The following is a 24,107-nucleotide window of genomic DNA, read 5'->3' on the forward strand; positions in this document are numbered from 1 at the left end:
CTGCCCCGGCAACCGCCGGAGACGGGGTATCAACATATCTGGCGTTGACTTTTGGCACGCTGTTGAGTTCTCAAGGAACGGACGCTTCCTTCGAAACCGCTTCACCGGTCTCTCCGGACGTTTGCCCTTTCGGTTCTTCCCAAGCCTACCACCGTATTTTCGGTGGTCCGAAATCCGGTCCGCGCCGAAGCGCGAAAGATCGCGGTCCGAGGACCGCTTTCCATGGATCTTGGGATTGCCGCCCGCACTCTCGGTGCCGGGCAGGTCTACGACAGTACAGCGGGCGCCAGGAGAGAGGCAAATCGGTTCTGCACCCTTCGGAAACGATCAGAACCGACCCTGATCGATCAGAGCTGCGCCTCCGTGCGTCGCGGAGCGTGATCCACCATCAACGGCGCGCGTCCGGGCACACGTGCGGAATCAGTTGTTCTTATGACTTACGCTTCTGAACGGTGCGCCGTCCTGAACAGGTAGCGACGGTGGCTGATCGAAACTCCGCCCTTTGGAGGCCTCCCATGACCACCGTGTCGTCCCCGTTGACCGGGCGTGCTGTCGGCCTGGCCGCCGTGCCGGATCCGGTGTTCTCCGGGGCGATGGTGGGCCCCGGCACCGCCATCGACCCCGTACGTGAGCGCACCGAGGCGGTCGCGCCCGTGGACGGCGTGGTGGTCTCGCTGCATCCGCACGCGTTCGTCGTCGTGGACTCCGAGGGACACGGCGTGCTCACGCATCTGGGCATCGACACCGTGCAGCTGAACGGCGAGGGCTTCGAGCTGCTGGCCGCCAAGGGCGACACCGTCAAGCGCGGGCAGCCCATGGTTCGCTGGGACCCGGCCGCCGTCGAGGAGAAGGGCAAGTCCCCCATCTCCCCGGTGATCGCGCTGGAGGCCACCGCCGAGGCGCTCGGCGATCTGGTGGAGGACGGCGACGTGGAGCGCGGGCAGACGCTCTTCGGCTGGAGCTGACAGCCGGCACACAGGTCCGGCCCGCTCCCTGCCCACGTCACATGTGTCACCTCGCGTGTCGCCGGGAGTCCGCTTCTTCCGCAGTTCCGGGCCGGGCGGAGTACGACCGCGGTGGCCCGGTGCCGCCGCCGACCGGAGACGGGTGAAATGGACACAACGCTTCGAGGCGTGGGTGTGAGCCACGGCGTGGCGATCGGCGAGGCGCGGCACATGGGCACGGCCGTACTGGAGCCGCCGGCCAAGCAGATCGCCGCCGAGGAGGCGCCGCGCGAGCAGCAGCGGGCGCGGCAGGCCGTGGAGGCGGTGGCCGCCGATCTGGTCGCGCGGGGCAATCTGGCGGGCGGCGAGGCGCAGGCCGTGCTGGAGGCCCAGGCCATGATGGCGCAGGACCCGGAGCTGGCGGCCGACGTCGAGCGGCGGATCGCCGTGGGCAGTACGGCCGAGCGTGCGGTCTACGACGCGTTCGCCGCCTACCGGGCGCTGCTGGCGCAGGCGGGCGACTACCTGGCGGGCCGGGTGGCCGACCTGGACGACGTGCGCAACCGCATCGTCGCGCGGCTGCTGGGTGTGCCGATGCCGGGCGTGCCGGACAGCGACCGGCCGTACGTGCTGATCGCGCGGGATCTGGCACCGGCGGACACCGCGCTGCTGGACCCCGCTCTGGTGCTCGGTTTCGTGACCGAGGAGGGCGGCCCCACCAGTCACAGCGCGATTCTGGCGCGGGCGCTGGGGGTGCCGGCCGTGGTGGCGCTGCCGGGGGCGGGTGAGCTCGCCGAGGGCACCGTGGTCGCGGTGGACGGCAGCACCGGTGAGGTGATGGTGAACCCGACCGGCGCGGAGCGGGAGGAGCTGTCCCGGGCGGCGGCCGAGCGGAAAGCCGCGGTCGAGGGTGCCAAGGGCCCGGGTGCGACCTCGGACGGGCACAAGGTGCCGCTGCTGGCGAACGTGGGCGGCCCGGGCGACGTGCCGGCGGCCGTCGAGGCGGGTGCCGAGGGCGTGGGCCTGTTCCGTACGGAGTTCCTCTTCCTCGACGACAGCGAGCGGGCGCCCTCCGAGGACAAGCAGGTCGAGGCGTACCGGCAGGTGCTGGAGGCGTTCCCCGAGGGGCGCGTCGTGGTGCGGGTGCTGGACGCCGGGGCGGACAAGCCGCTGAGCTTCCTCACGCCGGCCGACGAGCCGAACCCGGCGCTGGGCGTACGGGGTCTGCGGACGCTGCTGGACCACCCCGAGGTGTTGCAGGGGCAGCTGCGGGCGCTGGCGAAGGCCGCGGAGGGGCTGCCGGTCTATCTGGAGGTCATGGCGCCGATGGTGGCGGACCGCGCGGACGCGCGGGCGTTCGCCGACGCCTGCCGCGAGGCGGGGCTGAACGCCAAGTTCGGTGCGATGGTCGAGATTCCGTCGGCGGCGCTGCGGGCGCGTTCGGTGCTCCAGGAGGTGGAGTTCCTGTCGCTGGGCACCAACGACCTGGCGCAGTACACGTTCGCGGCCGACCGTCAGGTGGGTGCCGTCTCGCGGCTCCAGGACCCGTGGCAGCCGGCGCTGCTGGATCTGGTGGCGACGGCGGCCGAGGCGGCCGGGGCCGAGGGCAAGAGCTGCGGTGTGTGCGGTGAGGCGGCGTCGGACCCGCTGCTGGCCTGTGTGCTGACGGGTCTGGGTGTGACGAGCCTGTCGATGGGTGCCTCGGCGATCCCGTTCGTGCGGGCGCAGCTGGCCAAGCACACGCTGGCGCAGTGCGAGCGGGCGGCTGCCGCGGCGCGGGCCGCGGACAGCGGTCCGGACGCGCGGGCCGCGGCGCAGGCGGTGCTGTCCGGGGAGTGACCCGGGCGGGCGACCGCGTGGCCGTGCGGGAGTGGGCCGTACGCGAGTAGTACGCGGCGGACACGCGGAAGAGCGGAAGAAGCGGAAGAGCAAAAGAGGGGCCGTCCCGTGAGTGCGGGGCGGCCCCTCCGCTGTGCGGGGATACCGGCTTCGGCCGGGCCGGGTACCAGGCGCTGCCGGCTTCGGGCGAGCGCGGCTTCAGGCGCGGTCGCGGCCGAGGTCCGCGTAGAAGTCGAGGAGCGCGGCGTTGTCGACGGAGCCGGGGTTGACGGCCTTCTCCATCGCGGTGCCCTGGAGGAGACGTTTGACGGGGACTTCGAGCCGCTTGCCGGTGAGGGTGTGGGGGATGGCGGGGACCTCGATGATCTCGTCGGGGACGTGGCGGGGCGACAGGTCCCGGCGGAGGGCCTGTTTGACCCGGTCGCGGAGCGCGTCGTCGAGCACGGCGCCGTCGGCGAGGTGGACGAAGAGCGGCATCCAGTAGCCGCCGTCCGGCTGCTCGACGCCGATGACGAGGGATTCGCGGATCTCGGGGAGCCGTTCGACGGCCTCGTAGATGTCGGCGGAGCCCATGCGGACGCCCTGGCGGTTGAGGGTGGAGTCGGAGCGGCCGTGGATGACGACGCTGTTCCGGCCGGTGAGGGTGATCCAGTCGCCGTGCCGCCAGACGCCGGGGTACATGTCGAAGTAGCTGTCGTGGTAGCGGGAGCCGTCGGGGTCGTTCCAGAAGCGGACGGGCATGGAGGGCATGGGCTGGGTGACGACGAGTTCACCGACCTCGTCCACCAGCGGTGCGCCGTGCGGGTCCCAGGCGGCGAGGTCCACGGCGAGGGACGGGGCCTGGAGTTCCCCGGTGTACACGGGGAGGGTGGGGACGGCGCCGGCGAAGCAGCTGCACACGTCGGTGCCGCCGCTGACCGAGGCGATCCACATGTCGGGGGACACCTCGTCGTGGATCCAGCGGAATCCGTCGGGGGGCAGCGGCGAGCCGGTGGTGGCCACGCAGGTGACCCGGGAGAGGTCGAAGTCGTGGCCGGGGCGGACGCCGGCCTTGCGGCAGGCCATGATGTAGGCGGCGGAGGTGCCGTAGACGGTGGTGCCGGTGCGTTCGACGACGCGCCACTGGGCGGCGGTGTCGGGGTAGCCGGGGCTGCCGTCGTAGGTGACGACGGTGGCGCCGGTGAGCAGTCCGGAGACGAGCAGGTTCCACATCATCCAGCCGGTGGAGGTGAACCAGAAGAACCGGTCGCCCGGGCCCATGTCGTTGTGCAGGGTGAGCTGTTTGAGGTGCTCGACCAGGATGCCGCCCTGGGACTGGACGATGGCCTTGGGCAGCCCGGTGGTGCCGGAGGAGTACAGGACCCACAGGGGGTGGTCGAAGGGGACCTGTTCGTAGACGGGTTCGGCGCCGGTGGTGGTCAGGTCGGCCCATTCCAGTGCGCCCTCTGGTGCGGGGGTGCCGAGCAGGGGGACGTGGACGACGGCGCGGAGGGTGGGCAGTTCGGCGCGCAGTTGGGCGACGGTCTCGGTGCGGTCGTGTTCCTTGCCGCCGTAGCGGTAGCCGTCGACGGTGAACAGGACGACGGGTTCGACCTGCTGGAAGCGGTCGAGGACGCTGCGGGCGCCGAAGTCGGGGGCGCAGGAGGTCCACACTCCGCCGACGGCGGCGGTGGCCAGGAGGGCGACGGCGGCCTGCGGGATGTTGGGAAGGTAGCCGCTGACGCGGTCGCCGGGGCGGACGCCGAAGCGGCGCAGTTCGTGCGCGAGTGACGCCACCTGGGAGCGCAGTTCGGCCCAGCTGACGGGGGTGGGTTCGTGACTCTCGTCGACGTGCAGCAGGGCGGGTTCGGCAGCGCGGGCCGCGTCCTCGGCCGGGCGCAGCGCGTGCTCGGCGTAGTTGAGGGTGGCGCCGGGGAACCAGCGGGCGCCGGGCATGCGCGCGTCGGCGAGGACGGTCTCGTAGGGGGTGCTGAAGCGGACGCCGGACCATTCGGCGAAGGCGCCCCAGAAGGTGGCCAGGTGTTCGGTGGACCACCGGTGGAGGGCCGCGTAGGAGGCGACGGGGTCGTCGGGGTCGGGCGCGGGTGCGCCGTGGCGGCGGGCGGCCCAGTCCTGAAAGCGGACGAGCCGCGTGGCGGGGATGCGCTCGGGGTCGGGCCGCCAGAGTGCCTCGGGCCCGGAGGGGTGCGAGGTGCTGTCGCTGTGCGCTGCGGTCATGGCGGCTCCTAGACGTCTTCGTCCCGTCGTCTTGCGTCGGTCCCGCGCCGTGCTCGCGTGGTGCTCGCGCCGTCGCGTTCTCCGGGCCGGACGATGCCATGTGATCACTTGTTTGTGCCAGGGCGGGTGTCACACAGCGCGGCTGTGCGGAATGTGCGTAGGCCATGGTGACCAGCGGGTGAACGGCCGTTGAACGCCGCTGACGTGGGGCGTTGTCGGTGGCAGGCTGAGCAGCATGGACGCGCGTGACCGGGTGCGGTCGGTGACGGTGGGTGGTACGGGCTTGGGGATGCGGGGGTTGCGGGCGGCGTGGCGCAGACGGCGGGCGGACGCGGTGGGACTGCCCCCGCAGCGGGCGGAGCGGGCGCGGACGCCGGGTGAGGCGGCGGGGGCGGAGCCGGGTCCGGGCGGCGGGACGGTGCGGTTCGAGCGGTCGGTGCTCTCGCTGCGGGTGACGGTGACGGGTGCGGTGTTCCTGGGCTGGGACGGGGCCGGGCCCGAGCCGTCGTACGCGCTGGCCGGGGCCTGTCCCGCGCCGGACGAACGGGCCCGGCTGGAACCGGACAAGGACGGCGGCTGGCGGCTGGTGTCGGAGCGGGTGCTGGTGACGGTCTCCCGGCACGGCGCGGTGGAGCTGCGGACGCCCGGTGGGGCGCTGCTGCGGCGGGACAGCCCGCCCCGGTGGTGGGAGAGTCACGGCAACGCCGGGCACGCCACAGGGGAGACGCAGCCGGCCCGCGGCGGCGACGGGGCGGTGGCGACGGCCGGGCCGCGGTGGATGCAGCGGTCACAACTGCCGCCGGACGCCCGCTTCTTCGGGCTGGGCGGCAGAACGGAAGGGCCGTTGCTGCGCGGCGGCGCCTACCGGCTGTGGAACGGTGCGCCGGGTTCCGGGAGCACCCACGGGGACGCGTCGGTCACCATGCCGGTGCTGCTGAGCGTGGCGGACGCGGGCGCGCTGCTGGTCTTCCACGACAACTCCTGGGACGGCGTGGTGGCCGTACGGGAGGGCGCGGAGGGCCACGGTTCGGGGCACGACCGGCCGGCCCGGTGCGAGGTGCGGATGACGGGCGGGCCGCTGCGCTACTGGGTGGTGGCGGGTGCGCCGTTCCGGGTGCTGCACGGGTGGGCGGCGCTGACGGGCGCGCCGGCGGTGCCGCCGCGGTGGGCGCTGGGCCCGCAGCACCTGCTGGACGGCGACGGTGCGGCGGAGCCGCAGGTGCGGGAGCTGGTGGAGGGTTTCCGTGCGCACGGTCTGCCGTTGCGCGCCGTGCATCTGGCGGGCATGCCGCAGCGGGGGCCCATGCGGGGTGCGGCGGCCGGGACGGCCACTCCCCCGCCGGGCCGGGCGGTGGACGAGGTGCGGCTGGTGCGGGAGGTCGGGCCGGGGGTGCGGCCGGTGACGGGCTGCCCGGTCCACGACGGGGGGCACGCGGCCGGCGCGTTCGTCCGCGACGCGCGGGGCCGCACGGTGCTGGGGGCGACGAGCCGGGGGGAGGTGGTCTTCCCGGACTTCACGGACCGGACGGTGCGCAAGTGGTGGGGGACGCTGTACGCGGAGCGGCTCGGGCAACAGGCCGCGGGGGTGTGGCACACCGGGAACGAGCCGCTGTCGCTGTGCGCCTTCGGCGAGCGGACGCTGCCGCGTTCGGCCCGGCACGCACTGGAGGGCCGGGGCGGCGACCACCGGGAGGCCCACAACGTGTACGCGCTGGCCATGGCGAAGGCCGGCTACGCGGGACTGCTGGAGCTGCGGCCCGGACACCGGCCCCTGGTGCTCTCCCAGGCGGGCTGGGCGGGCATGCAGCGGTACGGCGGTGCCCTCCCGGGTGCGGTGCCGCCCGGGTGGGAGGGGCTGCGGGCGGCGCTGTCGCTGGTGCTGGGCCTCGGGCTGTGCGGCGTGCCGTACGCGGGGCCCGACATGGCGGCCGGGACGGTGCCGGATTCCGCGGAGCTGTATGTGCGCGCGGTGCAGCTGGGCGCGTACCTGCCGCTGTTCCGTACGCGGTCGGCAGGCGGGAGCGGCCGGCTGCCGTGGGAGGGTGACGGCCGGGTGCTGGAGCGGGTGCGGGCCGCGCTGGCCGAGCGGGAGAGGCTGGCGCCCTATCTGATGACGCTGGCTCAGCTCGCCCACCGTACGGGAGCGCCCTACGTGCGGCCGTTGTGGTGGCAGCATCCGCGGGACCGGCGGCTGCGGGACTGCGAGGACGCCTTCCTGCTGGGGGACGCGCTGCTGGTGGCGCCGGTGCTGGAGCCGGGGGCGCGGGCACGGCAGGTGCGGCTGCCCGCGGGCGGCTGGTACGACACCGCGACCGGCCGCCGCTTCGACGGGCCGGCGACGGTGCGGGTGGCGGCGCCGCTGGACCGGGTGCCGGTGCTGGCCCGGGCGGGCGCCGTCGTCCCGGTGCGCGATCCGGACGGGGGTACGGCACTGGAGGTGTGGCCGCCCGTGCCGGGGCGTACGGGCGGCGGACTGCTGATCCCCGACCCGGGTGAGGGCTACGGGCGGCCGGAGGCCGAGCGGTTCACGGTGCGGGGCGCGCGCGGCAGTGCCGTGGTGGTGGAGCGGGAGGGGGGTGGCGCGGTGGGGTACCCGGTACGGGTGCGGTAGGCGCGCGCCCCGGCGTGCCGGACGGCGGGCCGCCCGGCGGGGTCACACCTTGCGGCCGACTCCGCCGTACACGGCGACCTCGGGCGGCCGGCCGAAGGGCAGCGCCTCGGGGCGCCAGTGCGGGCAGGAGACGATGCCCGGCTCCAGCAGTTCCAGGCCCTCGAAGAAGCCCGCCATCAGCCGCGGGCTGCGCGGGGTGTAGGGCACGGCGCCGCTGCCGCTGTTGAAGCGGCTGATGGCCGCTACGTAGGCCGGGTCGGTGTCGCTGCCGTCGTTGTAGCCGAGGTAGCTGCCGGGCGGGAGGGCGGCCAGCAGTTCCGCGGTGACGGCGCGGGCCTCGTCGTAGTCGCTGACCAGGCCGAGGATGCCCATGAGCATCAGACCGACGGGCCGGTCGAGGTCCAGGGTCTCGGAGGCGGCCTCCAGGATGGTGGCGGGGTCGCGCACGTCGGCGTGCAGATAGCTGGTGGCGCCCTCGCGGGTGCTGGTGAGCAGCGCCTGGGCGTGGGCGAGGACGAGGGGGTCGTTGTCGACGTAGACGATGCGGCTGTCGGGGGCGACCCGTTGGGCGATCTCGTGGGTGTTGTCGACGGTGGGCAGTCCGGTGCCTATGTCGAGGAACTGCCGGATGCCCGCCTCGCCCGCCAGGTGCCGTACGACGCGGCCGGTGAAGGCGCGGGAGTGGCGGGTGATGTCGACCATGCCGGGGAAGATCTCGCAGACGCGGTCACCGGCGGTGCGGTCCACGGCGTAGTGGTCCTTGCCGCCCAGCAGGTAGTTCCAGATGCGGGCCGAGTGCGGGACGGAGGTGTCGATGCGCGTCGGAGGCTGCTGCGCCCCGGCCGTGCGGTTCGTCATGGCTGTCTCCCTGGTGTGCCGGCCGGCTCGGTGTCCGGGTGCGGCTCAACGTACCGTCAAAGGCCCGGCCGCGGGGACCCGCCGCGTGCCGTGCGGGCGGCAGGCGGCGGGTCCCGGGCGGGTGTCGCGGGCGTGGCGTCTCAGTGGTGGTGCGGGGCCAGCGAGCGGCGCGAGACGGGGAAGTCGAAGTAGGTGTCGGGGAACGTCTCCGGCTTGTGGGTGAAGTGCCACCACTCCTCGGGGAGGTTGGTGAAGCCCTGGCGCTCCAGGGTGGTCTTGAGGAGCTGCCGGTTGGCGCGCTGGGTGCCGGTGACGCGCGGGTCGTCGGTGTGGGCGAGGGTGTCGAAGCAGTCGAACCCGGTGCCGGTGTCCACGGAGTTGTCCGGGAACCGCTGGTCCTTGGGTGCGTAGCACGGCTTCAGGGGTTCGCCCGGCACATAGGGGCGGGTGGGTGCGGCGGGGAGCTTCACCAGGGTGAGGTCCACGGTGCTGCCCCGGCTGTGCCCGGACTTCTCGGCGATGTAGCCGTCGGCGAAGAGCCGGTTCTTCTCGACGCGCGGGTAGAACTCGGCCTTCATCTTCTGGTCGTCGAGGTCCTCGGCCCAGCGGACGAAGTGGTCGACGGCGCGCTGCGGCCGGTAGCAGTCGTAGACCTTGAGTGTGTAGCCGCGCTTGAGGAGGGAGCGCTGGGCCTTGGCGAGCGCTTCGGCGGTGTCCTCGGTGACGATGCACAGCGGTTCTCGGTAGCCGTCGATCGGTTCGCCGACGAAGTTGTGCGGGGTGTGGTAGCGGATTTCCTGCCGGATGGTGGGGGCCACGTCCTGGAGGGCGACGAACTCCGCGGGCGCCTTCGGTGCGGGGCGGTGCGGTGGGTGGGCCGCGGCCGGGGCCGGGCCCGCCGTGAGGGTGACGAGGGCGGTGGCGAGGAGGGCGGCGGCTGCCGCGGTGCGCAGACGTCTCATGGCTCTCTCCTCTATCAGGGAACCGCCGGGCCGGGGAACGTGCGGGAGGGGAGAGGAAAAGCAGAACGGTGGCTCGGGACCACCCCCGTCGGCCCCGTGCCACCGTTCTTGTCCAGTGTGGACGCGGGTCCCCCGGGGTCGGTTCACGTGATCGATGAGACGTACGTGCACGTGAGGATCTGGTGACGTGCCCGTGACAGTCGCGACGATCATGTCGCACAACAGCCTCCTGGACGGACGTTCGCCGTCCTTCTTGACGACCTCCCACGGCGGCTGAACACTGCCGTCACGCTCGTCGCGGAGACCGCCGTCACACCCCCGGGGACCGCCGATCGGCGGGGAGGCGGGGTGCCGGTCGGCGGGGCTGCGGCGCGCCGCCGGGCGAGGCCGCATGCTGTTTTCCGACGTCCGAAGCACCTATCGAGGGGTCGTCACATGACGGACAGATACGTCGCAGCCATCGACCAGGGCACCACCTCCAGCCGTTGCATCGTCTTCGACCAGCGGGGCGGGATCGTCTCCGTCGACCAGTTGGAGCACCGGCAGATCTTCCCCAAACCCGGCTGGGTGGAGCACGACGCGACGGAGCTGTGGACGAAGGTGTGCTCGGTGGTGGCGGGGGCGCTGGAGCGGGCGGGGCTGCGGCCCGACCAGCTGAGCGCCATCGGCATCACCAACCAGCGCGAGACGACGCTGCTGTGGGACCGGGCGACGGGGGAGCCGGTGCACAACGCGATCGTGTGGCAGGACACCCGCACCTCCGCGCTCTGCACCGAGCTGGGCGGCGACGACGGCCAGGACCGCTTCCGCGACCGTACGGGGCTGCCGCTGGCCAGCTATTTCGCGGGCCCGAAGGTGGCGTGGCTGCTGGACAACGTGCCGGGGCTGCGACGGCGCGCGGAGAACGGCGAGATCGCGTTCGGCACCATCGACTCGTGGCTGATCTGGAACCTGACCGGCGGCACCGACGGCGGCCGGCACGTCACCGACGTCACCAACGCCTCCCGCACCATGCTGATGAACCTGGAGTCCCTGGAGTGGGACCAGTCGGTGCTGGACGCGATGAGAGTGCCCGCTGCCGTACTGCCGGAGATCAGATCGTCCTCCGAGGTGTACGGCACGGCCGTGGGACAGCTCGCGGGGGTGCCGGTGGCCTCGGCGCTCGGCGACCAGCAGGCGGCGGTCTTCGGCCAGACCTGCTACGGCGTCGGCGAGGCGAAGAACACCTACGGCACCGGTTCCTTCCTGCTGCTCAACACCGGTAACCGGCCCGTGCCCAGCAAGAACGGACTGCTGACCACGATGGGCTACCGGCTGGGCGACGAGCCGCCCGTCTACTGCCTGGAGGGCTCCATCGCCATCACCGGGGCACTGGTGCAGTGGTTCCGGGACCAGCTGGGCATCATCGACAACGCCGCCGAGATCGAGGCGCTGGCCGCCAGTGTGGAGGACAACGGCGGCGCCTACATCGTCCCGGCCTTCTCCGGGCTGTTCGCCCCCTACTGGCGCTCGGACGCGCGCGGCGTCGTCACCGGCCTGACCCGGTACGTCACCAAGGCGCACCTGGCCCGCGCGGTGCTGGAGGCGACGAGCTGGCAGACCCGCGAGGTCGTCGACGCCATGTACCAGGACAGCGGCGTGGAGATCACCACGTTGAAGGTGGACGGCGGTATGACGGCCAACGGGCTGCTGATGCAGCACCAGGCCGATGTGCTCGGGGTACCGGTGATCCGCCCGGTCGTCGCGGAGACCACCTGTCTGGGCGCCGCCTACGCCGCGGGGCTGGCCACCGGGGTGTGGTCGTCACTGGACGAACTGCGCGCGCACTGGCGGCAGGACGCCGAGTGGACGCCGCGCATGGACGAGCAGGAACGGGCGAGGGAGTACGCCAACTGGCACAAGGCCGTCGAGCGCAGCTTCGGCTGGGAGCGGACGGACTGAGGCCGGGCCGGCGCTCTCACGCCTCGGCCGGCGCCCGCCCCGCGCGCAGGGTCGCGGACCGCATGGCGTGCTCCACCACGGAGACCAGCACGTCGCGGGCCGACTCGCGGAGGCGGGCGTCGCACTCAAGGACCGGTATCGCGCTGTCCAGATCGAGAGCTTCGCGCACGGTGTCGGCCGGATAGCGTTCGGCTCCGTCGAAGCGGTTGACGGCCACGGTGAAGGGGATGGAGCGGCGTTCGAAGTAGTCGATGGCCGCGAAGCTGTCCTCCAGCCGCCGGGTGTCGGCGAGCACCACGGCGCCGAGCGCGCCGGTGGCCAGCTCGTCCCACAGGAACCAGAAGCGGTCCTGGCCCGGGGTGCCGAACAGGTACAGCACGAGTTCGTCGTGGATGGTGATGCGGCCGAAGTCCATGGCGACCGTCGTGGTGCTCTTGGCCTCCACGCCGTGCGTGTCGTCGAAGGGCCGGCCGGCCTCGGTCAGCGCCTCCTCGGTGCGCAGCGGCTTGATCTCGCTGACCGCACCGACGAGGGTCGTCTTGCCGACGCCGAAGCCGCCGGCCACCAGTATCTTGAGCGTGACCGGCTCGGCCGGGGTCTTGTTGCCGCCCCGCTTAGAGCGCCCGAAGACCATTGATCACCTCTCTGAGGATGCTCTCGTCCGGCAGTTCGGCCGGAGGAACGGGACGGGTGACGCGTACCAGTTCGGCTTCCAGCAGGTCGCCTATCAGCACACGGACGACCCCCACGGGGAGGTCGAGTTCCGCCGCCAGCTCGGCGACCGAGAGGGTCGAGCGGCGGCAGAGCCGGACGATGTCGAGGTGTTCGGGGACCAGGGAGTGATCGGGGAGGAGTTCCTCCTCGATGCCGTCCGCGGCCCCCGGACCGGCCTCCTGCGGCTCGTCGGCGATGACGAGGGCGATGAGGTCCAGTTGTTCCGGGGGGGCGCTGCTGCGGGTGCGGCCCCGCGTCATCGCGTACGGCCGCACCACGGGTCCCGCCGCGTCGTCGAACCAGTGGTCCGTCATGGCCAGCCCCGTCCCCTCACTCCCTCGTACCGTGTCCCCCGTCGTGCTGTCAGCCCGCCTGCGCGGTGTCGCCGGCCGGAGCCGTGCGCGGTGCCGTGCCCAGGTGGGCGCCGACGCGTTTGACCAGCAGCGTCATCTCGTAGGCGACCAGGCCGACATCGGAGTCGGCGTCCGAGAGGACCGCCAGGCAGCTTCCGTCGCCGGCCGCCGTCACGAACAGGAAGGCGTCTTCCAGTTCGACCACAGTCTGCCGCACGCCGCCGGCGCCGAAGTGCCGGCCCACGCCCTTGGCGAGGCTGTGGAACCCGGAGGCGACAGCCGCCAGGTGCTCGCTGTCCTCCCTGGTGAGGTCCGCCGACGCGCCCCTGGCGAGGCCGTCTCCGGACAGTACGAGCGCCTTGCGGATGCTGCCGACGCGCTCGACGAGCTCGTCGAGAAGCCAGTTGAGTTCGCCGCCCCCAGCGTTGTGCGATGCGGCGTTCGGTGCGGTCATCGACCGTCCCCTCCCGGTGTCGTTCCTGGTGCTGACTCCCCCGCGTCGTGCGGCTGTTCGCTCTCGCGCCTGCCGCGTTCCCAGCCGCGCTGGAGGGAAGCCATCTTGCTGCGCACTTCGTCGGCGTCGCGTTCGGCGTCCGGCGTGCTGGAATTCTCGCTGCCCTGCCGCCCGGCAACCGGCCCGGTCTCGGCCGTCGGGCTGTCGGCCCGCAACTGCGGCGCCAGAGAGGCCTGACGCACCCGGCGCGGCAGACCGCCCGGACGCCCGGTGCCCGGCTCCCCCGCCGACTCCCGGCCCGCCCGTCCGCCGGCACCGTCTGCCGGTGGCTGCCCCCCGGTGCCGTCGTGCCGCGCACCCTGCTCCGGTCCCTGGCCGGGGATCGCCTGGGGCTTCTTGCGCCGGGGCAGCGGAGCGGGCCCGCCCGCTGCCCCGCGTCCCGAGGCCGTCTCGCGCTCGCGGCCGGTGTCACGGTCCGGGTCGAGGGTACGGCCGTGGTCGGAGACCAGCACCGGGGCGCCGGGGCGCCTGCGCGGCAGCGGTCCCGGACCGCCGTCGCCCCGGCCCCGGGTGCCCGCCCCCTGTTCGGCGGCCTCGTCCGGCGTCTGCTGGTGCGGCTCCCCCGTTGGGGCCACGGGGGCGGGCGCGGTGGTGCGGTCCCGTCCGCGCGTGGCCCTCTCCCGCGGCGCCCGGCCGTCCGGGACGGCGTCCACGGGGGCCTCCAGCTCCACGGGGCCGTCGAGGGGCCTGGCGTGGGTGCCCGTGGTGCGCGACTCATCGTCCCGGTCGGCCGTCTCGGTCAGGACGCTGCCGGGGATGAGGACGACGGCGGTGGTGCCGCCGTAGGGCGAGGGCTGGAGGGAGACCCGGACACCCTGGCGCTGGGCCAGCCGGGAGACGACGAACAGACCGAGCCGGTCGGTGTCCGACAGCTCGAACTCGGGGGTCTCGGCCAGCCGCAGGTTGGCGTCGAGCATCGCCTCGGGGGTCATGCCCAGGCCCCGGTCGTGGATCTCCAGGGTGAAGCCGTTGGCGACCCGCTCCCCCAGCACCTGCACGGCCGTGTGCGGCGGCGAGAAGACGGTGGCGTTCTCCAGCAGTTCGGCGATCAGGTGCGTCAGGTCGGCGACGGCGCTGCCGTCCACGGCCAGCCGCGGCAGCCTGCGCACCTCGATCCGCTCGTAGTCCTCGACCTCCGCGACGGCGGCCCGCACCACGTCCATGAGCTGCACCGGCTTGCGCCACTGCCGGGAGGGCGCGGCACCGGAGAGGATGACCAGGCCCTCCGCGTGGCGGCGCATACGGGTGGTGAGGTGGTCCAGTTTGAACAGGTCGGCGAGTTCGTCGGCGTCCTCGGTGCGGCGCTCCATCGCGTCGAGGAGGGTGAGCTGACGGTGCAGCAGCACCTGGTTGCGGCGGGCGAGGTTGACGAACACCTCGGAGACGCCGCGCCGCACGTCGGCCTGTTTGACGGCGGCTTCGACCGCGGCCCGCTGGAGGGTGTTGAGGGCCTGGCCGACCTGCCCCATCTCGTCGTCGGGGTACTCCATGCGGGGCGCCTCGGCCTCCACGTCCACCTGGTCGCCGGCGGCCAGCCGGCGCATCACGCTGGGCAGCCGGACGCCCGCCGCCTCGTTGGCCTCCTTGCGCAGGCCGCGCAGGTCGCGCACGTGACTGCGGCCGACCCTGATGGAGATGACGAGGGAGGCCAGCACCGCGAGGAAGCCGAGCACCCCGGCTGCGGCGGCCTGGACGAGCACGCGGGTGGCGACCGGGTCGACCCGGCCCTGGTAGCGGGCGCGGGCATCCTCGCCCATCTGCTTGAGGTCGTCCATCACCGCGGTCATGCCCGACTTCCAGCGCGCCTCGGTGACAGGACCGTCGGTGGTGCGCGGGCCGGCGGCGATGACGGCGTCCTCGTTGCCGCGCAGCGTCCGGCCGCTGGTGCCGTTCCAGTAGTTCTCGAAGAGCTGCCGGTCCTCGGCCGGCAGTGAGGGCAGGCTGGTCTGGTAGGTGATGTTGCGTTCGGCCACGCGGTCGGACAGGGCCCGCTGGTCGCCGCGGGTGAACTCGCCCGCGGTGTAGGCCGCGGCCATCACCGCGTCCTCGCGGGAGAGGTACTCGCGGGCGAGGCTGAGGCCGACCAGGGCGCGCCCCTGCTTCTCCAGGTCGACGTCGTCCACCGCGCTCAGCGAGCCGACCAGCGCGTAGGCCGGGTCCACGAGTTCGTTGTAGGCCTGGAAGGCGCCGCCGCGGGTAAGGGTGTTCTTCGCGACGCGGGAGCGCAGCGCCTCCAGCCGGTCGAGCGCGTGGAGGAAGTCGTCGAGGCGGGCGCGGGAGTCGGGCTCCAGGTCGGAACGCAGGCCGCTGTCGGCGGCGTTGCGGCGGACGACGGCGACCTTCTCGTCGGTGGCGCGCTGGGCGGCGCGCAGGTCGCTCGCACCGGATCCGCTGTGCGGGTCGGCGACGTGCACCATGATCTCGCGGCGTTCCCGCTGGAGCGCCTGGACGGTGTCCTCGGCCGGATTGCCGATCTTGCGGGTGATCTCGTCCAGCCGGAGCAGGCTGTTGGCCTCGGTGGCGGTGATGTAGGTCGCGAAGCCCCAGATGGACACCAGGGAGACCAGCGGCACCAGCAGCAGCACCACGATCTTCCGGCGGATGGGCTTCCCGCGAAAGCGCATGGCCTCCCCTACGTCGTCCCCGGCGGGGGCAAGTACCGACAGCAAACGGCGTGAGCTTACTACTGCGGCACAGGCAACTCGTAGGTATGTATGAGCGTTGGACCAGGCAGATCGGAGTGCCTCATCCTGAGTTGTCCGTCGATGCCCCGACGGATGTCCGAGGTTTGTGGCTAAGGACACGTTTACGGGTCCGTGCGAAGATCGAGGGGCTGTGAAGGGGGAGTGAACAACATGTATGCCAAACCCCGGCTGCCGGACCCGGTACGGACGGCGGCGGTGCGCGCCGTGATCATCGTCGCGCTGACGCTCGTGCAGCTCATGGTGGCGTTCTTCTGCTCGATGGCCGGCGTGTGGCTGGCCTTCCCGATGGTGCTGTCCACCATCGCCTCCACCGTGGTGGCCACTTGGGCGGTGCTCGACGTGTGGATCACCCGCCAGGTGTGGGTGCAGCGGTACGGCGTCGTCTCGGAGCCCAGCAGCGTGGCCAGGCGCCGCGCGGCGGGCGGCCACCGCCGCCCCGGCGCGGGAGCAGACGGGGCCGGGCCGGGGGCGGCCGGGCAGCACCGGCCACCGGTCCCGGCCGAGGGGAGACCGGGCGCCCCGGACAGCCGGGGCGCCGGCGTCAGGACCGCGGCGAGCGTGCCGCGTCCGGCGCGTCCTCCGCTGGCTGAGGAGCGGGAACGTCCGTCCGCGCGCCGCCCGTCGGCGCCTCATCGGACGGCCGGGGCAACGCGTCGGACGGCTCCTGGCCGGGGCGGCGGAACATCCGTGTCGCGGTGATCTCGCCGTGCACGGGAGCACCGCCCGCCTCTGCCTCCGGCTGGGGCAGCCCCGGCCGCAGATGCTCCTCGACGCTGATGTACTTGAGGCCCGCGCGCAGATCCGCGTCATTGCGCAGCCGGATCACCAGCGGGAACTCCGCCAGCGCCGTCGTGTCGAACAGCCCCGTGGTGTAGAGGAGCTGGACGCCCAGGGCGTCGGCCACCGCGCGCTGGAGCTCCAGCAGATAGGTCGCGTTGGCCCGCCCGATGGGGTTGTCCAGGAACAGGGTGCCCGCGTGCCGGTGCTTGTCGCGGCCCCGGTCGTTGCTGCGCAGCGCGGCCATCGTGCAGTACAGGGCGATGGCGGCGGTCAGCAGCTGGCCGCCGGAGAAGACGTCCCCCATCTGTCCGACGGGCACCCGCTCGGCACGCAGCACCGCGTCCGGCTTGAGGATCTCCACGCTGACGCCGCGCGGCTGGAGTGCCGCGTGCACACCGCGCAGCAGCAACGTCATACCGTCGCGCCGCAGGTCGGAGTTCTTGCGCACGGCGGCGCGGGTGGCCTCGTCGATGACCTCGCCGAGCCGTTCGGTGAGCGTGGCCTGGTCGGGGTCCTCGAAACGGATGCGGAGGAACTCCTGGCCCGACCACTCCCCCAGGCCCTCCGGCAGCCGGGAGAGCCGCTGCGCCGACCGCAGCGTGGTCAGCGACGACTCGACCAGCCCCCGCAGCCGGTCCACGATGCTGTCCCGGTTGCGCTCCAGCTGTTCCAGCTCGTCGGTCAGCACCCGCAGCCTGGGGGCGAACGCGGCGGCCCAGGCGGCGGCGTGGTCGGGCAGCGCCGAGGCGGGCAGCTCCCGCACCTGCTGCCGCGCCGGGGTGCGCACCTGCTCGTACCGGCTGGAGTTCGCATGCCGCACCAGGACGTCGCAGGCTTCCCGTACGGCTGATTCCGCAGCCGTCAGATCGGCCGCGCAGCCCCGCAGGGAGCGCCGGGCCTCGGCCGCCGCCTGCCGTGCCTCGGCGAGGCTGCCGGCGTACGGCTCGACGGTCTCCTCGGTGCCGTCCTGCCGGCCGCCGGCCGGGGCGGGCGGGTCGCGCAGCAGATCGCGGAGGGTGACCGCGATCTCGTCGAAGCCGCCGGCGGCGTCCTCGGCCGCGGCGTGTGCGCGGCGCAGCGACTCGTGCGCCGAGCGGGCCGCCTCCAGTTCGTCGCCGCGGGCGGCCAGTTCGGCGTTGGCGGTACGCAGCAGGCGCTGCGCCTCGGCCGCGTCGGCGGGCACCATCTGCGGGGGCAGCTCGGTGTGGGCCTCGCCCTCGGGGGGTGCGAGGCGTTCGGCCTCGCCGCGCAGCCGGCCGAGCTGTTCGCTGGCGTCGGAGCCGCGGGCCTCCAGCCGCTGGACGAGCGCCTCGGCACGGGCCGCCGCGGCCTGCCGGGAGGGCCCGTCGGCGCCGTCGGGGCCTTCGAGGAGCTGGGCGGCGCGGGTGCGGATCTTGTTGCTGAGCCTGTCCAGTGCCGCCTTGGCCGCGGACTCGTCGCCCTCGGCGCGGGCCTGTTCGGCCCGCAGGTCGGCGCCGACGCCGACCTTCTCGTACAGCTGGGAGGCCGAGCGGTACGCCTCGCGCAGGTCCGGCAGGGACGTGTGCCGTTCCGTGCCGGCGGTCTCCCCGGTGTCCGCGGCGTCGCCGTCGGGGAGGGTGCCGTCCGCGTCCTCGGGCGTGTCGGGGACACCCGCGATCTCGGCACGTTCGGCGCGCAGCGTACGGGCCGTACGGCGCGCGTCGTCGGCCGCGCGCTGGGCGGCGCGCCGGTCCTCGTCGGCCGACCGGGCGCGTTCCAGATGCAGTTCGGCGCGCTCCTCGGCGGCGGCCACGTCGTCGGCCAGTTCCCGCAGCCGCGACTGCCACTTGGCGCGTTCCCGCAGCCGGAAGGCCAGCCCGGCGAGGGCGTCGGCGCCGCGCCGGGCACGCTGGGCCGCCTCCTGGCGGTCGTCGCGGACACGGGCGGTCTCGGCGGCCTGTTCGTCGGCCTCCGCGCGGGCCTCGCCGATCTCCTGGAGCCGCTGCTGTGCCGCCTCGGCCGCCTGCCGGGCCGCGGCGGCGGCCTCGGCGAGTTCGTCCAGCCGTCCCTCGGGGCAGCCGGTGCGCCAAGACGACAGCCGGGCGGCCAGCGCGCGGTCGGCGGAGAGCCGGGCCGCCAGGGCGCGGATCTCCTCATCGCGGGCCGCGGCCCGCTCCCGCAGCCGGCTGCGCTCGTCGTCGGCGGCGTGCTCGTCGTGCATGGCCGGGTTGGGCGGGACGAGGAAGACATCGGACGAGGACGCCTCCGCCCCGCCGCCCGGTGCCGGGGCGGGGGCCAGCAGCGCGGCGGCGGTGCCGACCGCGACGGCGGAGCGCGGCAGCAGCGGGGCGCCCGCGAGGACTTCCCTGGCCCGCGTATGGCTGTCGGGGTCGGTGATGATGACGCCGTCGACCAGTTCGGGCCGGGCGGCGAGCACCGCGGCGTGGTCGGCGGGGTCCACCGCCTGCGCCAGGTAGCGCCAGCCGGGCAGGGCCGGCACCCCGTGCTCGCCCAGGTACTCGACGGTGGCCGTCACATCCGGGCCGGGCGGCAGCAGTCCGCCGTCACCGAGCGCGCCGAGCATCCGGGAGTCGTCCGCGGCTGCGGTGCGCAGCTCGAACAGCTGCCGCTCGGCGGCGGCCACCCGCTCGTCCAGCAGTTCCTGGAGGGCCTCGGCGTTGCGGTCCACCTCCTCCGCGGTGAGCGGACCGTGCGGAGCCGCGGCTCCCTCACCGGACGCGCTCCCGGCTCCGTCGCCGGCACCGTCCCCGGCCCGGATGCCGGGGCGGGACTGCGGGCCGCCGGCGGCCGGTCCGGACGTGCCGGCCCGCGCGTCGGGCGAGTCGTCGGCGCCGCGCTGGCCCGGCACCGTCGTGCGGCGCGCGGCGTCCGGGCCCGGGCCGCTCGCGGGCAGGCCGAGCAGTTCGGCCAGACGTTCCTCTGCGCCCAGGCTCTCCGCGGTCGCGCGTTCGGCCGTGTACGCCGCCTCGGCGGCCTCGGCCGCGTCGGCCGCGCGGGCGGCGGCGAGCTGCGCCGTGGAGTGCTGCTGCGCCAGTTCGCGGGCGCGTTCCGCGCTGCGGGCCGCCGCGTCGCGGGCCGACTCGAACGCGGCGACGGCGCTCTTCTCGGCGTCGCTGGCCGCCAGTGCGGCTCGCGCCGGGTCGGCGTCCGGGTCGCTGTCGTCCAGCCAGCCGGCCCGGACCGCCTGGGCCGTCTCCTGCTCGACCTCGGTGAGCCGCTGCCGCAGATGGTCGGTCTCGCTGCGGGCGCGCTGCGCCTCGGTGGCGGCGCCCGTGGCATCGCGGTGGGCGCGTTCGCTCTCCTCCTGGAGGGCGGCCGAACGCTCCTCCTGCTCGACGGCGATGCGTTCGCTGTCCTCGGCGGCGGCGTTGAGGGCGCGGACGAGGGCGGTGGCCGCCTGGGAGCGGGCGGCGAGCGCGGGAGCGGCGTCCCGTTCGGCCTCCTGGATGGCCGCCGCGACCCGGGCCGCGCGGTCGGCCGCGCTGCGGTGTGCCAGCACCGTCTCGGCGGCCTGCCACGCGGAGTGCAGCGTACGGGCCTCGCTCAGTTCGCGCTTCTGGGCCGCCGCCGCCTTCTCGGCCGCGGCCAGCGCCAGCGACGCGTGCCGGTAGGCGAGTTCGGCGGCGACGCGGGAGGCCCGGGAGCGGGCCTCCTCCGCCGCGACGACGGATTCCTGCGCCTGGGCGAGCTGTGCGGACAGTTCCGCGGCCCGGCCCCGCTCCTGTGTGCCGCGGGCGGTCAGCCGCTGGGCGAGCAGACGGGTGCGGCGTTCGGCTCCGGCGTGGATCTCCCGGGCGCGACCGCGGGCCTCGGCGGCCTCCGTGATGCGGTGCAGGTGGTCGAGGGAGCCGGCGGTGAAGTCGCGCTCGGCGGTCAGCTCGGCCCTGCGGCCCAGTTTGTGCGCGAAACCGTGCACGAGGTCGGCGAGCCCGTCGGTGTCGCGGGTGTCGGTGACGGCGCGCAGCAGCAGATCGGTGAAGTCCGAGTCGTTCTTGACCGCGAACAGCCCGGCCGCCTCACCCTCGTCGGCGTTCATCTCCCGCTGGTAGCGGAAGAGTTCCGGGTCCAGTCCGAGCGAGGTCAGGTGCTCGTTCCAGCGTTCGTGGACCTCTTCCCACACCACGTCGAGGTTCGGGTACGCCTTGCCCGTCTCCATCAGGACGTCGCGGAAGCCCTTCATGGTGCGGCGCCTGCCCCGGGCGGCGGAGGCGCCTTCCGCGCGGGGCCGCAGGGCGGCGGACTCCGCGACGGGCAGCGAGTCGAGGGACATGCCGGGGCCGGGCCGGAAGCTGTACCACGCCTCGGCGAACTTGCGCGGGTCGCCGGAGACCTGGCGGCCCCGCCACTCGCTGACCTTGCCGACGACGATGGTCTCGCCGGTCCGTGTGTGCTGCCATTCCAGGGCGACGTGGCCGCAGTCGTCGGCCAGCAGGAACTTGCGGAGCACACCGGAGCTGGCGCCGCCCAGGGTGTTGCGGTGGCCGGGCAGCATCACGGAGAAGATCAGCTTGAGCAGCACGGACTTGCCGCCGCCGTTCTCCAGGAAGAGCACGCCCGCCGGGGCGGGGCGGCGGGGCGGGCCCTGGGGTTCCTCCTCGAAGAAGTCCGCCTGGGCCGGTGCCGGGCTGGGCACCGGCTCCCCCACTCCGCGCAGGTCCAGCACGGTGTCGGCGTAGCGCGCACCGGCGGGCCCGATGGAGTAGAGACGGATCCGGGACAGCTCGTACATGGCGGCGGGGCTCTCGTGTGTGGGTCGGGAACCGGGTGGGGTCACCCGGGGTGGGCTGACGGCGGTGCGTGGTCCGGGGCCGAGGACGGCCTCACGGCCGGCTCGGCCGCGAACACGGCGCGGGTCACGGCGGGTTCACGGCGGGACCGGGCGGGTCGGCGACGGGAAGCGCACAGGACTGGCTGGGGATGACGGGTCGTACTCGGTTCGGCGTGGGCGGCAGGTTCAGGAGTGGAAGGGCAGCGAGGCGTCGGGGGCGAGCTCCAGCCCGTCCTCGTCGCGGGGCGGCAGCAGGCTGGCCGTGCCGTCGGAGACCGGGACGACGCCGAGTTCCAGCAGCTCGGCCATGGCGGCGCTGCCCGCCATGTCGCGTACCTGGAGCTGGTAGCGGGCCGTGGTCCGGTAGGTGCCTCCCGCGTCGTCGCCGGTGCGCTGGAGGAATCCGGAGTCGGCGAGGAAGGCGACGGCCTTGGCGATGATGCCCGTGGTGGAACCGGCCAGCCGGCGCGCGTCCTTGGTGGCGCCGGTGGCACTGCGCCGCGTATACACCCGCCAGGCCGCCTCCAGGCCCGGTGCGTCCGTCGCCGGGTCGGTGTTCTCGCCCTCGGCCTCGGCGCGCTCCGCCAGTTTGCGGCACGCCTGGCGCACGAAGGAGTCGACGCCGTTGACGGTGATCCGGCCGATGTATCCGTCGTCGGCCAGGTCCTCGGGCCGGGGGAAGGCCATGGCGGCGCAGGCGAGATGGGCGAGTCCGTGCAGGAAGCGGTCGGCCGAGTCGGCGGAGGCCCGCCGCGCGTAGTCGCCCATGCGGACGGCGAAGACGGAGTCCTCGGCGGCGGCGAGCGCCATGCCCGTGCGGGTGGAGACTTCCAGGACGATGAGGCCGAGGCCGGTCGCCACGGCGTCGGCCAGCCGTGCGAAGGCCGGTTCGTCGCGGTAGCGGCGCAGGAGTTCGGTGTAGTCGGCGTCCCGGGCGGGGGCCAGCTTGGGTTGCAGTCCGAAGGAGACGAGCCGCGCGGCGTCGGACGCGTCGGCGGGGGTGACGGGCTGCCGTGCGGTGCCGGCGCCGTCCTCCGGTTCGGGCTCGGTGGCGAAGTCGGTCATACGTGCTCCAGTTCCTGCGGCCGGGTTCGTCCGGCCGGGCCGGGTTGCGGTCCGGACGGGCGCGGCCGGGCCGCGGCGGGCGACGGCGTGGGGGCGGCCGACGGCGGCTCTGGCGCCGCGGACGACGGCGTGGGGGCGGGCGGTCTCATGCCGCCTCCGTCCGGTCCGCCGCCATGCCGGCGGCGTCCAGCAGTGCCGTCCCCACGATCAGATCGGCACCGCCGAACTCGGGATCGTCCAGCTCGGTGCCGTCGTCCACGGCGAACAACAGCTTCTCCTCGCCCTGCCGGTAGGCGGTGCCCACCGGGGGGCTGGCGGCGTGGACGGCCAGCAGCGCGACGAGGTAGGGCAGATCGGGGTCGCCGCGCCGGCGGGCTTCGGCCAGCAGGCCGGACAGCCGGCGAGGGGCGTCGGGGGGCAGGGCGAGAAGTTCCGTCGCCGCTTCCATCTGCTCCTCGCTGAAGCGGCTGTCGTCCGGCGTGGCCACCAGATCGGGTTCGGGCAGCTCGGCGCCCAGGTGTTCGCGGGGGGCGGGCGGGGTCAGCAGCAGGTCCGTCAGATCGCCCAGGCGGACGGCGCCGGGGGTGCGCAGCCCGGCGCCCCGGGCGAAGAAGGCGTCGGTGACGCGGGTGGCCGACTCCAGCGGCAGCGGCAGCAGCGGCGCCAGCAGTTGGCCGTAGAGGTCCGTACCGGCGCGGGCGGCGGGCGGGGCGAAGGCCTGCCGGTCCTGTTCGGCGCGGAAGAGGGGCCCGGCCTCCAGCAGGCGGGACTGGAGCTGGGTGTGGCGGCGGATGCAGTCCTTGACGATGTCCACCAGTTCGGCCGCGCGGCGCTTGTGGTCGGGGCCGCGTTCGGAGGCGGCCTCGTCGCGGGCCTTGCGGATGTTGGTGAGGATCGCGTTCTCGTGGCGGTAGCGGTCGGCGACGTGGTCGAGGGCTTCGTTGATCATGTCGGGGACGGCGTTGAGCCAGTCCACGGCGCGGACGTCGCGGCGGGTGGCCTCCAGGGTGCGGCGCAGCGCCTCGGCGTACTGGACGGTGCGGTAGCGGGCCTGTTCGGCGGCGAGCTGCGCGTCGGCGAGGCGTCCGCGGCTGACCAGGACCTCCAGCTTGACCTCGGCGGCGATCTGGGCGCTCGTCACGTCGGTGTCCAGCGCGCCGACGAGCACGTTGACGGCTTCGTCGGTGGTGCGCAGATAGACGCTGCCGCCGGGGCCGGGCACTTCCTCTATGAGCTTGAAGTCGTAGTCGCGCCGCACGTAGACGCCGTCGGGGCCGAAGGTGCCGTAGACGGCGCGGAAGCCGCGGTCCACGCTGCCGACGTTGATCATGTTCTCCAGCACCCAGCGGGCCACGCGCTCGTGTTCGGCCGCGGGGCGGCCGGGGGCCTGCGCGGCGACGCGGGGCAGGAGCTTGGCGACGACCTGGTCGTGGTCGGCGCCGGTGTCGAAGTCCATCTGGAGTGTGACCTGGTCGATGGCGGCGAGTGCCAGCTCGGCCATCTCGTAGACGCTGTACTCGCCGGCGAGGTTGGCCTTGCGGGCGTCCAGGTCGTGCAGCGGCGCCGTGCAGGCGAGCGCGCGCAGGCGGCGGGCCAGGCCCTCGTCGGCCGCGGGGCCGGGGGCCGGGGAGCCCTTCGCTCCCGTCCCGGCCCGGGTGCTCGTCGTGGTGGCGCTCTCAGTCACGACGGACACATTAAGCGGTAGCACCGACAAGATCCGAAACGGCACGGTTGTCACGGTCCGGACCGGTCCCGGGCCGCGGCCGGAAGCCGCGCGCACCGCCCCGGGGACGGCGTCCGCCGGCCGCCGCACGCGGTACGGGCACCGGCCGCCGCCGCGCGCGGGGCGCCCGC

Annotated in this window: 15 protein-coding genes; 4 read left to right on the top strand and 11 right to left on the bottom strand. The window is 74.0% G+C overall.

Annotation, left to right across the window (positions count from 1 at the left end; all coding sequences use genetic code 11):
• The first annotated feature begins 515 nt into the window (after window positions 1-515).
• Window positions 516-965, top strand: coding sequence for a PTS sugar transporter subunit IIA (locus IO40_RS0103405; RefSeq protein ID WP_016467544.1), 450 nt, complete (start codon window positions 516-518; stop codon window positions 963-965).
• Between the two features lie 147 nt (window positions 966-1,112).
• Window positions 1,113-2,783: a phosphoenolpyruvate--protein phosphotransferase gene (gene ptsP, locus IO40_RS0103410; RefSeq protein WP_031174836.1), complete on the top strand. Its 1,671-nt coding sequence runs from the start codon at window positions 1,113-1,115 to the stop codon at window positions 2,781-2,783.
• A gap of 198 nt (window positions 2,784-2,981) precedes the next feature.
• Here ptsP and IO40_RS0103415 read toward each other — a convergent pair whose 3' ends face one another.
• Window positions 2,982-5,000, bottom strand: a complete 2,019-nt coding sequence (locus IO40_RS0103415; protein WP_031174837.1) for an acetoacetate--CoA ligase — start codon at window positions 4,998-5,000, stop codon at window positions 2,982-2,984.
• Window positions 5,001-5,235: 235 nt separating this feature from the next.
• On the opposite strand from IO40_RS0103415, the gene IO40_RS0103420 reads away from it, so the two are divergent.
• Window positions 5,236-7,611 (top strand): glycoside hydrolase family 31 protein, encoded by a 2,376-nt coding sequence (locus tag IO40_RS0103420; RefSeq protein WP_031174838.1) that lies wholly within the window; start codon window positions 5,236-5,238, stop codon window positions 7,609-7,611.
• A 42-nt stretch (window positions 7,612-7,653) separates the two neighbouring features.
• Here IO40_RS0103420 and IO40_RS0103425 read toward each other — a convergent pair whose 3' ends face one another.
• Both IO40_RS0103425 and IO40_RS0103430 read right to left on the bottom strand, forming a co-directional pair.
• Window positions 7,654-8,469 carry an SAM-dependent methyltransferase gene (locus tag IO40_RS0103425; protein ID WP_016467549.1) on the bottom strand — a complete coding sequence of 272 codons (816 nt, stop codon included), beginning with the start codon at window positions 8,467-8,469 and terminating at the stop codon, window positions 7,654-7,656.
• 140 nt (window positions 8,470-8,609) lie between these two features.
• Window positions 8,610-9,431, bottom strand: coding sequence for a M15 family metallopeptidase (locus IO40_RS0103430; protein ID WP_030406906.1), 822 nt, complete (start codon window positions 9,429-9,431; stop codon window positions 8,610-8,612).
• Between the two features lie 435 nt (window positions 9,432-9,866).
• On the opposite strand from IO40_RS0103430, the gene glpK reads away from it, so the two are divergent.
• Window positions 9,867-11,372, top strand: a complete 1,506-nt coding sequence (gene glpK / locus IO40_RS0103435; RefSeq protein ID WP_031031651.1) for a glycerol kinase GlpK — start codon at window positions 9,867-9,869, stop codon at window positions 11,370-11,372.
• Window positions 11,373-11,388: 16 nt separating this feature from the next.
• Here the strand turns inward: glpK and IO40_RS0103440 are convergent, their stop codons facing one another.
• The 8 genes from IO40_RS0103440 to IO40_RS0103475 form a co-directional block, all read right to left on the bottom strand.
• Window positions 11,389-12,006, bottom strand: coding sequence for a GTP-binding protein (locus IO40_RS0103440; RefSeq protein ID WP_016467552.1), 618 nt, complete (start codon window positions 12,004-12,006; stop codon window positions 11,389-11,391).
• Window positions 11,987-12,400 carry a DUF742 domain-containing protein gene (locus tag IO40_RS0103445; RefSeq protein WP_016467553.1) on the bottom strand — a complete coding sequence of 138 codons (414 nt, stop codon included), beginning with the start codon at window positions 12,398-12,400 and terminating at the stop codon, window positions 11,987-11,989. Before IO40_RS0103445 ends, IO40_RS0103440 begins: the two co-directional genes overlap by 20 nt.
• A 49-nt stretch (window positions 12,401-12,449) precedes the next feature.
• Window positions 12,450-12,893 (bottom strand): roadblock/LC7 domain-containing protein, encoded by a 444-nt coding sequence (locus IO40_RS0103450; protein WP_016467554.1) that lies wholly within the window; start codon window positions 12,891-12,893, stop codon window positions 12,450-12,452.
• Entirely contained in the window at window positions 12,890-15,577 is a 2,688-nt protein-coding gene (locus tag IO40_RS0103455) for a sensor histidine kinase (RefSeq protein ID WP_031174839.1), read from the bottom strand. The genes IO40_RS0103450 and IO40_RS0103455 overlap by 4 nt, the downstream gene beginning before the upstream one ends.
• A 182-nt stretch (window positions 15,578-15,759) precedes the next feature.
• Window positions 15,760-16,008 (bottom strand): hypothetical protein, encoded by a 249-nt coding sequence (locus tag IO40_RS39760; protein WP_030406904.1) that lies wholly within the window; start codon window positions 16,006-16,008, stop codon window positions 15,760-15,762.
• Window positions 16,009-16,199: 191 nt separating this feature from the next.
• On the bottom strand, window positions 16,200-21,149 hold the full coding sequence (locus IO40_RS0103465; RefSeq protein WP_031174841.1) for a coiled-coil domain-containing protein: 4,950 nt from the start codon (window positions 21,147-21,149) through the stop codon (window positions 16,200-16,202).
• 225 nt (window positions 21,150-21,374) lie between these two features.
• Complete coding sequence (locus IO40_RS0103470; protein WP_016467558.1) at window positions 21,375-22,253, bottom strand: hypothetical protein; 879 nt, start codon at window positions 22,251-22,253, stop codon at window positions 21,375-21,377.
• Window positions 22,254-22,398: 145 nt separating this feature from the next.
• Window positions 22,399-23,937 carry a hypothetical protein gene (locus IO40_RS0103475; protein WP_041969123.1) on the bottom strand — a complete coding sequence of 513 codons (1,539 nt, stop codon included), beginning with the start codon at window positions 23,935-23,937 and terminating at the stop codon, window positions 22,399-22,401.
• Window positions 23,938-24,107: the final 170 nt, after the last annotated feature.

It is taken from the genome of Streptomyces albus subsp. albus, from assembly GCF_000725885.1.
In the GTDB taxonomy this organism is placed as follows: domain Bacteria; phylum Actinomycetota; class Actinomycetes; order Streptomycetales; family Streptomycetaceae; genus Streptomyces; species Streptomyces albus.